This is a genomic window from Mycolicibacterium agri (genome assembly GCF_002553505.1).
GTDB classification, from domain to species: Bacteria; Actinomycetota; Actinomycetes; order Mycobacteriales; family Mycobacteriaceae; genus Mycobacterium; species Mycobacterium agri.
In genome coordinates, this window is record NZ_PDCP01000121.1 from 1 (window position 1) to 13,381 (window position 13,381).

At 66.5% G+C, this 13,381-nt stretch carries 12 protein-coding genes; 4 read left to right on the forward strand and 8 right to left on the reverse strand.

From position 1 onward, the window contains the following. Nucleotides 1–111 precede the first annotated feature (111 nt). The 7 genes from CQY20_RS31295 to CQY20_RS31325 form a co-directional block, all read right to left on the reverse strand. Nucleotides 112–1,347 (reverse strand): acyl-CoA dehydrogenase family protein, encoded by a 1,236-nt coding sequence (locus tag CQY20_RS31295; RefSeq protein WP_097944847.1) that lies wholly within the window; start codon nucleotides 1,345–1,347, stop codon nucleotides 112–114. Between the two features lie 14 nt (nucleotides 1,348–1,361). Further along, entirely contained in the window at nucleotides 1,362–2,378 is a 1,017-nt protein-coding gene (locus tag CQY20_RS31300; RefSeq protein ID WP_097944849.1) for an LLM class flavin-dependent oxidoreductase, read from the reverse strand. Then, a complete protein-coding gene (locus CQY20_RS31305; RefSeq protein WP_097944851.1) occupies nucleotides 2,375–3,727 on the reverse strand; it encodes a glutamine synthetase family protein in 1,353 nt (450 codons plus the stop codon). The genes CQY20_RS31300 and CQY20_RS31305 overlap by 4 nt, the downstream gene beginning before the upstream one ends. Further along, a complete protein-coding gene (locus CQY20_RS31310) occupies nucleotides 3,724–5,163 on the reverse strand; it encodes an APC family permease (RefSeq protein WP_097944853.1) in 1,440 nt (479 codons plus the stop codon). The genes CQY20_RS31305 and CQY20_RS31310 overlap by 4 nt, the downstream gene beginning before the upstream one ends. A 196-nt stretch (nucleotides 5,164–5,359) precedes the next feature. After that, entirely contained in the window at nucleotides 5,360–6,061 is a 702-nt protein-coding gene (locus tag CQY20_RS31315) for a sirohydrochlorin chelatase (protein WP_097944855.1), read from the reverse strand. Beyond that, nucleotides 6,058–6,762 carry a phosphoadenylyl-sulfate reductase gene (locus CQY20_RS31320; protein ID WP_097944857.1) on the reverse strand — a complete coding sequence of 235 codons (705 nt, stop codon included), beginning with the start codon at nucleotides 6,760–6,762 and terminating at the stop codon, nucleotides 6,058–6,060. Before CQY20_RS31320 ends, CQY20_RS31315 begins: the two co-directional genes overlap by 4 nt. Then, complete coding sequence (locus tag CQY20_RS31325) at nucleotides 6,759–8,444, reverse strand: nitrite/sulfite reductase (RefSeq protein ID WP_097944859.1); 1,686 nt, start codon at nucleotides 8,442–8,444, stop codon at nucleotides 6,759–6,761. Before CQY20_RS31325 ends, CQY20_RS31320 begins: the two co-directional genes overlap by 4 nt. Nucleotides 8,445–8,753: 309 nt before the next feature. Between CQY20_RS31325 and hemW the strand changes: the two genes are divergently transcribed. The 3 genes from hemW to CQY20_RS31340 all read left to right on the forward strand — a co-directional run bounded on the left by hemW (nucleotide 8,754) and on the right by CQY20_RS31340 (nucleotide 11,348). Continuing rightward, the gene (gene hemW, locus CQY20_RS31330; RefSeq protein ID WP_097944861.1) at nucleotides 8,754–9,929 is read left to right on the forward strand and encodes a radical SAM family heme chaperone HemW; all 1,176 of its coding nucleotides are present in this window, start codon (nucleotides 8,754–8,756) and stop codon (nucleotides 9,927–9,929) included. Nucleotides 9,930–10,023: 94 nt separating this feature from the next. Next, nucleotides 10,024–10,539, forward strand: coding sequence for a sigma-70 family RNA polymerase sigma factor (locus CQY20_RS31335; protein WP_097944863.1), 516 nt, complete (start codon nucleotides 10,024–10,026; stop codon nucleotides 10,537–10,539). A 152-nt stretch (nucleotides 10,540–10,691) separates the two neighbouring features. Further along, nucleotides 10,692–11,348, forward strand: a complete 657-nt coding sequence (locus CQY20_RS31340; protein ID WP_097944865.1) for a response regulator — start codon at nucleotides 10,692–10,694, stop codon at nucleotides 11,346–11,348. On the opposite strand, the gene CQY20_RS31345 is transcribed toward CQY20_RS31340, so the two are convergent. Further along, nucleotides 11,316–11,690: a response regulator gene (locus tag CQY20_RS31345; protein ID WP_097944867.1), complete on the reverse strand. Its 375-nt coding sequence runs from the start codon at nucleotides 11,688–11,690 to the stop codon at nucleotides 11,316–11,318. The genes CQY20_RS31340 and CQY20_RS31345 overlap by 33 nt on opposite strands. A 229-nt stretch (nucleotides 11,691–11,919) precedes the next feature. Here CQY20_RS31345 and CQY20_RS31350 point away from each other — a divergent pair, with 229 nt between their 5' ends. Beyond that, nucleotides 11,920–13,308, forward strand: a complete 1,389-nt coding sequence (locus tag CQY20_RS31350) for an FAD-dependent oxidoreductase (protein WP_097944869.1) — start codon at nucleotides 11,920–11,922, stop codon at nucleotides 13,306–13,308. Nucleotides 13,309–13,381 lie beyond the last annotated feature (73 nt).

A 13,381-nucleotide genomic window follows, 5' to 3' on the forward strand; every position in this document is an offset into this window, starting at 1 on the left:
CATAATCCAGGGATAAGCCTTCAGATACACAACAACCTCCAACAAGGTGGCTGTTGCAATCACCCCCAGAAATCGCCTGGGCTTTTGCGGGCACGAGCGTCTGCTCGCGGGTCAAAAGTAGCCGTTGGCAGGCGGGTGGGTGCCGTTGACGGCGTAATTGCCCGCCGCATAGGCCTTGTAGGCCAGCGGGTTGTGCCCGGCGATGGTGCGCGCATTGCGCCAGTGCCGATCGAAATTAAGGGCACGGGCGGTCGCGGATGCGCCGCCGGTGTCGAACAGCCGCTCGGCCGCCGTGATGGCCAACCGCTCGGCCACCAATTGCGCCCTGGCCACCGTGACGGCGACCTCGGCCACGGCCTGCTGGTCGTGCTGCAGTTCCTCATCGACCAGTCGATCGATGGCGTCGGCCGCGGTCAGCACGATCGCCTCGCCGGACGCCGCCGCGGCCGATATCTCGCCAACCGCCTGCAGCACAAAGGGATCGGCGTCGGCGGTGTCGGCCACCGAGTGCGACGCCGGACGCGCCTTTGTGCGCACGTACTCGACGGCATCGTCGAGTACGCCGTAGGCGATGCCGACCGTCACCGCCGCCAGATACAACTGGAGAAACGCCGTCGCGTGGCCGAGGGTAGTGCCGTCCGACACCGTGATGACCTCGTTCGGGCGCACTTCGACGTTGGTGAACCGAGTGCCGCCGCTGGCCGTCGTGCGCTGGCCGAATCCGTCCCAGTCGTCGAACAATTCGACACCTGGCCGATCGACGGGGATGATTGCCTGCACGTCGCGACCGTCGGCATCGAGCGCCGACACCGCGATGACGTCGGCGAATAGGGTTCCAGTGGAATAGAACTTGTAGCCGTTGAGCCGCAGCACGCCCGCGGTATCGGGCAACACTTTGGTGTCGGCGCTCGACGGGGTACGGCCTGCCGCGTCTGTGATGGCGTTGCCGACGATGATGCCGTCGCGCACCCGCGGGAACCACTCGTCCCGCTCGGCGGGGGTGGCCCGGTTGCTGAGCAGCCGTTCGGAGAACCCGAAGTGTGACCGCAGCGCCTGCGCCACATTGGAACTGCCGCGACCGATCTGAATGACGGCCGACAGCACGTCGCGGGCCGTGCCGCCGGGGCCGCCGTACCGCGTCGGCACGCGAAGCCCCAGCACGCCCGCCTGCCGGATCGTTCCCACCGCCTCGTACTGCAGAATCCGCTCCCGTTCGGCGGCGGGGTCGTCGCGCCGCAGCGCCGCCACGACCTCGGACAGCCGGGCCAGTCGCTCGTCGACAGACCCGCCAAGCGGATTGCTGTTGAACGGCTTTCGTGGCGCAACGGGCTGACGTGTCCTGGTCATGTCGCTCCCTGTTTCTAACGGAAGTGGGGGATGATCTTATCGGCGAACCGGTCCAGCTCGGCCTCGATCGGCTGGAATTGCAGCATGAACAGCTCGATGCCGGCCTCGTGGAACGCGCTGATGCGTTCGATCACCTGCTCGTAGCTGCCGACCAAACCCGCGAGCGTCCCGCCGTTGGACCCGATCCGCTTGGTGCCCGCAAGCACCTTGTACATCTGCGTCTTCGGATCGGTTCCGCCGGAGATCTCGGGCCGGCTCTCAGCATCGACGAGCGACTGCAGGTACTTTAGCTCGGCACGGGCCTCCGCCTCGGTGTCGCGGGCAATCACGAACGCCGACAGGCCGAAGCGCAGCGGCGCGCCGCGTCGGGGCCTGGCCCGCAGATCCTCGATGACTTCGACTGTGTCGGCGAACGGGCGGCCGTTGATGAAGAACACGTCGGCGTTTTCGGCGGCCAGCGCGCGACCGGGCTCGGATTCGCCGCCGACATACAGCACCGGTGGATTGGCCGGCGCGGGCCGGATCAACGCAGGTTGGCCGTCGTGGTCGCCGATCGTGACGTGCTTGCCCGCCCACAGTTCGGTGACGGTGCCGAGCCATTTGCGCGAATAGGCGTAGCGGTCGTCGTGGTCGAGCGGATCGAGCCCCAGCCCTTCGAGTTCGGGCAGAAACCATCCGGTGACCAGGTTGACCGATAGCCGCCCGTCGGCGATATCGGCGACGTTGGCCGAGATTTTCGCGAACACCAGCGGGTTGAACAGCAGCGGCTTGACCGCGCCGATCAACTCGATCCGCGATGTGGCCTCGGCCAACGCGGCTATCGTCGACCACGTCTCGAGCACGTCGTCCTCGGTATTGCTTGGGTGAATGACGTGCTGGGCCAACAGGGTTGAGTCGAAACCGGCACGCTCGGCCCGCAACAGCAGGTCTCGGGTCCGCCGATAGCTGGCATCGGGGGCGTCGTTGGGGTGATGCCGGGCGCCGTGGTTGCCGTAGACCGGCGCCCACACCCCGAACCGTGGAGCCGTCATGACCGCAGCAGATAACGTCGGCGTTCCCAGTCGCTGACCTCGTTCGAATACTCCAGCCACTCGCTGCGGGCCAGCGCCGCGAAGTCGAGAACCGAGTCAGCACCGAGAATTTCGAGGATCGTGTCGTCGCGAGTCGCCAGTTCGATCGCCACTCCGAGCGATTCCGGCAGCGGGACGCCTTCGGTGTAGAGGTTGCCGCCGAGAGCGGGCGGTGCGTTGCGCTTGGCCTCCAGGCCGGCGACGACGGCCGCCAGCGCCGACGCGATCAGCCAGTACGGGTTGGCGTCGGATGCGCCGCTGCGCAATTCGATTCGACTGGCCGACGGGTCCGGCTCGATCAGTGATCGCACCGCGGCGCTGCGGTTGTCGCGGCTCCATGTCACTGTCGCAGGCGCGAACGAGTCCGGGGTGAACCGCCGATAGGCGTTCACCGAGTGCGCACCGAACAGCGTGATCGACGGCAGGTGTTCGAGCAGGCCGGCGATGGCGTGCAGGGCGAGTTCGTTTTCGGCCTCGTCCTGCGGCGCGAACGCCGGTTCGTCACCGCGCCACAGCGAAATATGCACGTGCTGCGAGCTTCCCGAGTGCTCGGTGAACGGTTTGGGCATGAAGCTGGCGATCTTGCCGTGCTTGCGCGCCACCTCCTTCGCGGCGTACTTGAGCCGCGCCGCATCGTCGGCGGCTTCAAGCGCGTCGGTGTAGACCAGGTTCGTCTCGATTTGTCCTGGGCCGTACTCGGTTTGGATGCCCTCCAACGCCGTGAACGCGCTCAACGTCTCGTAAAGGTCACCGAGGATCGGGTCGAGCGCGTTGGCGTTCTCCAACGAGTAGGCGTGGATGTCGTCATGAAACGCCGTGCCGTCCGGGTTGAGCAGATAAAGCTCGAACTCGACGCCGACCTTCGCGGTGAAACCCAGCGCGGCGAGCCGGGCCAGCACCCGCTTGAGCACCGCGCGCGGATCCAGCAGCGACGGGCTGCGGTCGTGGGCGACGATGTCGGAGATGACATGACCGACCTGCGGACGCCACGGCAGCGGCCGGTACGTCGAGAGGTCCGGAACGGCGTACACGTCGGGGTAGCCGCCGCTCCAGTTCGTCAGCCGCAGCGAGTCGATCACCGTTCCCTCGGTGTTCCAGCCCAGCGACGCCTCGCAGAACGCGAACCCGGTGCCCAGGGCACGGCTGAGGAACTGGTTGGCCGGGATTCGCTTGCCCTGAGCGTGGCCGAATGGGTCACTCCATGCGACCTCGATCTCGGTCAGCGCGCCGGCGGCAAGCGCGTTCCTCAGTTCCTGCTCGCGAGCCGAAGCCGACGCGCCCAGTTCAGTCGAATTCACGGTCTCTGTCATGACTTCTCGACCACCTTGTCTTGCGTCCGTGTGCCAACGACGGCGCCCACTGCGAACGAGGCGACGAGCAATCCGACGATGGCCCAGCCCAGAACCGTCGAGCCGCCGACCAAATCCCCGAGATTGGCGACGATGAGGATCAACCCGATCGCCAGGCCGACTAGCCCGAGCGCAGGCGCGATCCGCACCCGCCACAGCGAATAGCCATGACGGTCGCGGGCGAAGTAGACCAGCACCGCCAGCGAGGTGGCGATCAGCAGAACTACGAAACCGACGGTGGTGGTGCCTGCGAACCACGTATAGAACTGGGCTGCCGGTTCGAGATTGAACACCGCCGCCAACACGATGCTGAGCGCAACGACGCCGGAGATCCACAGCGACGCCAGATGCGGCGAGCCGTGCGTAGCGTGCGGGTGGCTCAACGGCTCGGGCAACACATCACGCTGCGACAGCGCGAACACGTAGCGCGACGCCACATTGTGGAATGAGAGGATGCAGGCGAACAGGCTGGTGAAGTACAGCACCGTGATGATGTCGGTGCCCACGACGCCGATATAGCGCTGCGCGGTGTCGGCGAGGAACGTGGAGCCGGAATCCGTTGCCCTCGCCACGGCTTCGTCGTCACCCCATCCGGACACCAGCGCCCAACTCGTCGCCGCATAGAAGACACCGATCAAGATGAGCGCGACGTAGGTCGCCCGCGGGATGGTGCGCTCAGGTGTGCGGGCCTCGTCGCGGAAGATCGCCGTCGCCTCGAAGCCGACATAGCTGATCAGGGCGAACAACAGCCCGATCCCCAGCGAGCCGGAGAGGACGGCGTTCGGGCTGACGATGCCGCTCGACAGTCCGTGGTCGCCGCCCTGGGCGACGATGACCAGATCCAGCACCACCACGATCGCGATCTCGGCGGTAAGCAGCACCGCCAGCACCCGGCTGGACAGCTGAATGTTGCGATAACCCAGGAATGTGGTGACGACGAATGCCGCTGCCGCGAACAGCCACCAGGGCAGGGCGGGGCCGCCGAACAGCTCGACTATCACCGCGCCCGCCGGACCGAGCAGGCCGTAGACACCGGCTTCGATCGCCACATAGCTGACCAGCGCGACGAACGCGATGCCGATGCCTGCCGGAAACCCAAGAGCGGTACGGACATACGAGAAGAACGCGCCGGCTTCTCCCACGTACGGCGTCAACGCGGTGAAGCCGACCGCGAACAGCAACAGGATGACCGTCGACACCACGAAGGTCGCCGGGAAGCCTGCGCCGTTGCCAGAGGCGAGTCCGAGCGGCACGACGCCGCCGATCACGCCCAACGGGGCGGCGGCCGCCACCACCATGAATACAATCGGGGCGACCCCGAGATTGCCCCGCAGCTGACGAACCGGACCTGCCGGTTCGTCCCTCAAATCGTCAGGGGCGGCGGTTATTTCAGACATGCGGGAACTATCCTTCGATGGGGCTGTAACCGCGGCGGCCGCTTTACCGCGCGGTGATCACCCGGTATTCCTACCGGGCGGCAAACGCCATCGGGATATCTAGGCTCAACGAGAATTTATTGCCGAGCGTGAAACCTCTGCGAAAAATCGCCGCGAAAATCGCAGAGGCTTCACGTTGGGCGCATAGACGCGCGGACTATGCCGCGGCGTGGGCGGCGATCGCGTCGTCGAAGCGGTCCAGCACTGTCTCGGCGACCAGCCGGTGCGGGCCCAGCGGCTCGGCCATCGGGATGCCCTGCGCGCGAGCGAAATCGGCGACTCGATCTGTGATCTTGCCGTGCGCCAGGAACCACGGCGCGATCACCAAACGCTTGGCACCGCGCCCGCGCAACTCCTCGGCGGCCTCGGCGACGGTCGGATGCGGGCCGGTCGCGAACGCGACGGTGGCGGTCCAGTTGGTGTGCTGCACCAGACAGTCGGCGACCGATGCGGTGCGCGCATTGGCGTCCGCGCGCGATGAACCCACCGCGGTGACGACAACTCCGACGTCGGGATCCAGCCGTGACACCCCCGCGTGCGTAAGCCGTTGCCGCAGCACCGCGATGAGCCGGTCGTCCTCGCCGAGAACGTCGGCCTGTCGCGCCGTGGAACCGGATTCGCGGATCATCGCGGGGATGTCCACCCTGGCGTGGTAGGCGTCGGCGAGCAGCAGCGGCACCACGACCGGACGCGGCGTCGCGCAGGCAAGCACGTCCCGCAGATTGGGGGAGTTCTGTTCGCAGAACGCCACCCGCACGTCGATGCCGCGCCGCACCCGCCGGATCGTGTGCGCCAACTCGTGCGCTGAGGCCGCAGACCTTGGGTCCGCGCTGCCGTGCGCTGTCAGGATGAGTGTCACGACGCGTGCAGCCCGCATTCGATCTTCGAGGTGCCCGCCCAACGGCCGCTGCGCGGATCGGCGCCCTCGATCGGCTTCGACGTGCACGGCGCGCATCCGATCGACGGATAGCCCTCGTAGACAAGCGGATTGACCAGCACGTCGTTGGCCTCGATGTAGGCCTGCACTTCCTCGTCGGTCCAGGCCGCGATCGGGTTGATCTTCACCAGGTTGAACGCCTTGTCCCAGCTGATGAACGGCGCGTTGGCCCGCGTCGGCGCCTCCACCCGGCGAATCCCGGTGACCCAGGCCGAATATCCGCGCAGCGCCTTGCTCAGCGGTTCCACCTTGCGCATCCGGCAGCACTCGTTGGGCTCACGCGCGAACAGGTCCTTGCCGAACAATTCGTCCTGCCGCGCGACGCTGTTCTCAGGGGCGACGTTGACGATGTTGACGTCATAGACCGCCTCCACCGCGTCACGGGTGCCGATCGTCTCCACGAAGTGGTAGCCGGTGTCTAAGAACAGCACGTCGACCCCGGGGTGCACCTTGGTGGCCAGATCGATCAACACCGCGTCCTGCATGTTGGACGCCACCACGTAGTTACCGCTGAAGTTTTCGTCGGTCCAACCCAGCAGCTCGATTGCGCTGGCGCCCTGCAGTTCTGCCGCGCCACGCTCGGCGAGCTGCTGCAAGTCGTCCTCGGTGAAGGAAATCGTCATCGCAAATCCGCCTCGTCTGCTCGCAGTGCCCACGTAGCGAAACGCTCGCCGTGCTCGCGTTGTTTCACGTAGTTGCGCACGACTCGCTCGATGTAGTCGCCGAGCTCACTGGAAAGCACCTTGTGCTGGCGCAGCTTGCGGCCGAAACCGCTGTCCAAACCGAGGCTGCCGCCGAGATGGACCTGGAAGGCCTCCACCGGGCCGTTGCCGTCGTCGACGATCTGGCCCTTGAAACCGATGTCTGCCACCTGAATTCGTGCGCACGAGTTCGGGCAGCCGTTGATATTGATGCTGATCGGCACATCCAGCAGCGCGTTGATGTCGTCGAGCCGCTTCTCCAACTCGGGCACCAGCGCCTGCGAGCGGTTGCGGGTCTCGGCGAACGACAGCTTGCAGAATTCGATTCCGGTGCAAGCCATCACACTGCGCCGCCAATGTGACGGAGTCGAAGGCAGGCCCAGCCGGTCGAGATCGGCGATCAGAGAATCGACCTTGTCGTCGGGCACGTCGAGGATGATCAGCTTCTGATACGGCGTGAAGCGGATGCGGTTCGATCCGACGCCCTCGGCCAGGTCGGCCACCTTGGTCAGGATGGTGCCCGACACGCGGCCCGCGATCGGCGCGACGCCGACGGCGTTGAGGCCGTTCTTGAGCTTCTGCACCCCGACGTGGTCGATGGTCTGGGCGACGGGGTCGGGCGCGGGCCCGTCGATGAGCTTGCGCCCCAGGTACTCGTCCTCGAGCACCTGACGGAACTTCTCCACACCCCAGTCCTTGATGAGGAACTTCAGCCGGGCCTTCGACCGCAGCCTGCGGTAGCCGTAGTCGCGGAACACCGACGTGATGCCCTCCCACACATCGGGCACCTCCTCGAGCGGCACCCACGCGCCGAGTCGCTGCGCCAGCATCGGATTGGTCGACAACCCGCCGCCGACCCACACGTCCAGGCCGGGGCCGTGCTCGGGATGGTTCACGCCGATGAACGCGACGTCGTTGACCTCATGGCAGACGTCCTGCAGGCCCGAGATCGCGGTCTTGTACTTGCGCGGCAGGTTCGAGAACTCGGGATTGCCGATGTAGCGGCGCACGATCTCCTCGACTGCCCAGGATGGGTCGAGCACCTCGTCGAGCGCCTCACCGGCCAGCGGGGAACCCAGCACCACGCGGGGGCAGTCGCCGCACGCCTCCGTCGTCTTGAGACCGACCTCGTCGAGGCGCCGCCAGATCTCCGGCACGTTCTCGATTTGGATCCAGTGGTACTGGACGTTCTCGCGGTCGGAGATGTCGGCGGTGTCGCGGGCGAACTCGGTGGAGATCTGGCCCACGGTGCGCAGCGCGGCCGTCGACAGCGCACCGCCGTCGCAGCGCACCCGCATCATGAAGTACTTGGCTTCGAGCAGGTCCAAGTTCTCGTCGCCGGTCCAGGTCCCGTCGTAGCCCTGCTCGCGCTGGGTGTAGAGACCCCACCAGCGCATCCGGCCGCGCAGATCCTGCTTGTCGATGCTGTCGAAGCCGCGCTGGGCATAGATGTTCTCGATGCGGTCGCGGACGTTGAGCGGGTTGTCGTCCTTTTTGACCTGCTCGTTGGCGTTGAGCGGCTCGCGATAGCCGAGCGCCCACTGGCCCTCCGCCCTCTTGCGCTTGACGGGCTTGGTCGGCTTGACGGGGTTTGCGGTGGTCATTGGGTGGTGGCTCCTCACAGAGCCGGCCAATCGGGCACGCCATTTACCGGTCGCTGTCCGGCGGCGCAGATCCGACGGCCAGCTGACAGATTAGGGGTGGGCTGGGACCGAGATCAGCGCGTCAAGAAAGACAACAACAGGTACAAACGCGCTTGAAATCGACGTGCCGCCGCGCCACCAGCGAGACCCGCTGGGACAAGATGCTGACGGCGGTCATGCGGCCAATTGTGCCACGGATACCCGCACATGCCCTAACCGGGGGAGATTTGTGCTCACAGTGAGCCGAATATGCTCTGGAAAACTGGTGGTGTGACGGTCCGAACGCAACCCGCGGACCTGCCCGCCCTGACGCCGCGGCAGGAGCGGCCGTTCGGCATCTACGTCCATGTGCCGTTCTGCGCCACCCGCTGCGGATACTGCGACTTCAACACCTACACGCCCGCTGAACTGGGCGGCGCCAACCCCGACGGCTATCTGCTCGCGCTGCGGGCCGAATTGGCCAAGGCAGCGCAGGCGCTGTCGTCCAAACGGGAGGTGCGGACGGTGTTCGTCGGCGGCGGAACCCCGTCGCTGCTGGGCGTCGCGGGCCTGACGCGGGTGCTCGACGCCGTGCGCGAGCACTTCGAGCTGGCGCCGGGCGCCGAGGTGACCACCGAGGCCAACCCCGAGTCGACGTCGCCGGAGTTGTTCGACGGTTTGCGGGCCGCCGGCTACACGCGGGTTTCGCTGGGCATGCAGTCGGTGGCGCCGCACGTCCTGGCGACGCTGGACCGGGTGCATTCGCCGGGCCGGGCTCCCGCTGCGGCGCGCGAGGCCCGCGCGGCCGGCTTCGATCACGTCAACATCGACCTCATCTACGGCACCCCCGGCGAGTCCGACGACGACCTTCGACGGTCGGTCGACTCCGCGCTGGAAGGAGGCGTTGATCACATCTCGGCCTACGCGCTGACGATCGAGGAGGGCACCGCGATGGGCCGTCGGGTGCGCCGCGGCGAGATTGCCCCGACCGACGACGACGTGTTGGCGCGCCGCTTCGAATTGGTCGACGAGCGGCTCCGCTCGGCAGGTTTCGATTGGTATGAGGTGTCCAACTGGAGCAAACCCGGCGGCGAATGCCGACACAACATGGGCTACTGGGGCGGCGGCGAGTGGTGGGGCGCAGGCCCGGGGGCGCACGGCTATGTTGGCTCGGTGCGGTGGTGGAATGTGAAGCACCCCAACGCATATGCGCAATCGTTGGCGGAAAGCCGGTTGCCCGTGGCGGATTTCGAAGAGCTCGATGCGAGCACCGCGCACATCGAGGACGTCATGCTGCGGCTGCGGCTTCGGCGGGGTCTGTCCACCGATGTGCTCACCGACGGCGAACGCGAACGCGCCCGCATCGCTGTCGACGACGGGCTGTTGGACCTCAAGGCCGACCGGCTGGTCCTCACCGCCCGCGGGCGGTTGCTGGCCGACGCCGTCGTACGTACGGTGCTCGACTGATTCCCCTCGCGTCGCGGGATGCGTTGCTCAATCCGTATCTCAGCCCGAAGGAAGCTCACAGCAGATCCAAAGGAGCTGCGCGGAGCATGACCCTATGGCTGACGCCGAACGGGCTGAGCAGCTGCGGGCGATATACGACGCACACCGCCAAGCGTTGTTGCGTTACGTGCTGCGGTTGACGCGAGGGGATATGGCCTTCGCGGAGGATGTGGTGCAGGAGTCGTTGCTGCGGCTGTGGCGCAAGCCGGAGTTGCTGCAGCAGTGTGGCGACGGGGTGCGAGCGTGGCTCTACACCGTGGCCAGGAACCAGGTGATCGATGACCGCCGAAGCGCGCGCTATGCGCGCGAACTGCAGACGGATTCGCTGCCCGAGCGGCCTTCGCTCGACCAGTTCGGTCCCTCGATCGACAAGTGGATCCTGGCCGAGGCGCTCAAATCGCTGTCGCGGGACCATCGTGCCGCGGTGGTGTGCTCTTATTACCTCGGCCAGACCGTGGCCGAAATCGCCGCGAGCGAACACGTTCCCGAGGGAACGATCAAGTCGCGGCTGCATTATGCGCTGCGTGCCCTGCGAATCTCGTTGCAAGAGAAGGGCGTTGTCCTCTACTGACGGTCCGCGGTGACGATCCGGCTTCTGGGCGCGCGCCTGACCTCGGCGGCCGGTGATCCGGGCCAGCGTGACTTATCCCATTTCCGTTGTGAAAAGGGGATAATTCGCGCAGCATGATGACAGCAACCCGGCACTGACCCCGAGGAGGTCTGATGGGAGCCCCGACGCGGGCGGTGATCGCCGACGATGACGTGCTGCTCCGTGAAGGCCTCGCCAGCTTGCTTCAGGGCGCGGGTTTCGACATCGTCGGCCAGGCAGGCGACGGTGAGCAATTGCTCGACGTGGTGCGCGCAGCCAAGCCCGATCTGGTGGTCGCCGACATCCGGATGCCGCCGACCAACACCACCGAGGGCCTCGATGCCGCGCGGGTGATCCGCGACGAGCTGCCCGACACCGCGATCCTGGTGTTGTCCGCGCACGTCGACATCGAAGATGCGATGGAACTGCTGGCCAGCGGGCATCGCATCGGGTATCTGCTGAAGAGCCGGGTGACCGACGTCGCCGAGTTCATCGAGACGGTGGAGAGCATCGCGCGGGGCGCGTCGATCGTCGACCCGGCGCTGGTGCAGGAGTTGGTGTCGGCACGTCGGCGCAACGATCCGCTCGCGGTGCTCAGCGACCGTGAGCGAGAAGTGCTGGCGCTGATGGCGGAGGGGCGCTCCAACGCGGGCATTGCCCGCCGCCTCTGGGTCACCGAGGGAACCGTCGAAAAGCACGTGCGCAGCATCCTCACCAAGCTCGATCTCGCCGAGACGGGCGACGATCACCGGCGCGTGCTAGCGGTGATCGCATTCCTCGACGCACGCTGACACGCCGAGAACATCGCGGATCGCGGCCGCCGTCAAGTCGGACTTGGCCACGAAACCCACAGCGCCGCAACCGTTGATCTCGTCGCAGAAGTCCTCCGCGGAGTACGCGGAGACGAGGATGGCCGGCGTCGACGTCTGGCTTAGCCGCGCGACGAGGTCGATCCCGTTCTCGGCGCCGAGGTCGATGTCGACGAGCGTCACGTCGGGGTGAAGCGTCGCGATCAGCGCCATGGCCTCGGCGGTCGACGCGGTGGAGCCGACAACCGTGATTCCGCCGGCCTCGAGCACCTTGCGTGCCGCGGCGACGAAGCCGACGTTGTCGTCGACGATCAGGCAGCGCATCTGCCACCTCGAAACTCCATGCTCACAGCCTCCTCCGTGACGGGGCCCGCGGCATTCCGGGTAGCTGCAAACCCGAGGTATGCAAAGTCCGCGGAATGGGGGTTAACCGGAATTGCGGATTCCTGCTAGCGGCGCGCAGATGGACGGCAGCGGTATCGACTGGGGCGGCGACGGCGCCGATGCTGAGAAGACCGAACGAGCCGCGCGATTCAGGTGAAGGGGTGCCGAGATGGAAACCGAACACTTCGACGCGGTTGTCATCGGAAGCGGAAACGGCGGCATGTACCTGGCGTGGCACATGGCCGAGTCCGGTCTGCGCACCGCGGTCGTCGAGCGTCGATGGATCGGTGGCTCCTGCCCGAACATCAACTGCTTGCCGAGCAAGAACGAGATCTGGAGCGCCAAGGTCGCCGACATGGTGCGTCACGCCGGAATACTCTGTGCCGACGAAGATTCCGTGCCGGTCGACATGGTCAAGGTCCGCGAGCGCAAGCGCGCCATGGTCACCGCGATGGTGGAGGCCACGCTGAAGCAGTACGAGAACAGCGGCGCCGAACTCATCATGGGCCGCGGCAGGTTCGTTGCGCCGAGGACCATTTCCGTGCGGCTCAACGACGGCGGCCGCCGCATGCTGACCGCCGACCGGGTGTTTCTGAACCTCGGCACCCGCGCGGCGATCCCCGCTGTGCCCGGGCTGCGCGCCGCGCGACCGATGACCAGCATCGAAGCGCTCGAACGCGACTATGTGCCACCGCATTTGATCGTGCTGGGCGGGGGTCACGTCGGCCTCGAACTGGCGCAGGCCTATCGACGTTTCGGCAGCCGCGTCACCATCATTCAGCACGGGCCACACGTGTTGAGCGGGGAGGACGACGACGTCGCCGCCGAAGTGCGCCGCATGCTCGTCGACGAAGGGATCAATGTCGTCGAAGGCGTCGAAACCGCAGGCGTCGTCGGCCGATCAGGCGACGAGGTCAGTGTCGTCATCCGCACGCCCGACGGCGAAAGACTGGTCGACGGCACCGACCTTCTCGTCGCGACGGGGCGGATACCGAACACCGCCCGCATCGGCCTGGACATCGCGGGCGTCGAACTCGACGAGAACGGCTACGTGTTGGTCAACGACCGACTGGAGACCACGGCGCCGGACGTGTGGGGGATCGGCGAATGCTGTTCGAATCACCCGCAATTCACGCATGCGTCCTTCGACGACTTCCGCATCCTGCGCGACAACTTCGCCGGCGGCGACCGCGCCACCAGCGACAGGTTGATGCCGTTCTGCATGTTCACCGATCCAGAGCTGGCGCGCGTCGGCTGGACCGAGAAGGACGCCGCTGAGCGCGGGGTGGACGTGCGGGTCGCACGGCTCGAGGCGGCGGCGGTGCTGCGAACTCAAACAACCGGCGAGACAAGGGGTTTCATGAAAGCCCTGATCGCCAAGGACGACGACCGCATCCTCGGCTTCACCATGTTCGGTGCGCAGGCGGGTGAGGTCCTCGCCGCCGTGCAGATGGCGATGACGGCCGGCGTGCCCTACACCGCGGTCCGCGACGCCGTGCTTGCGCATCCGACCATGGCCGAGGGCCTCAACACGCTGTTTGCGAACGTCCCGCCCTAGGAGCCTGCTGAATTAATCCCGCGTGGCGGGCGTGGTTCTGCTGGGGTTTTCGGGATGATTGACGGGTGCAGGG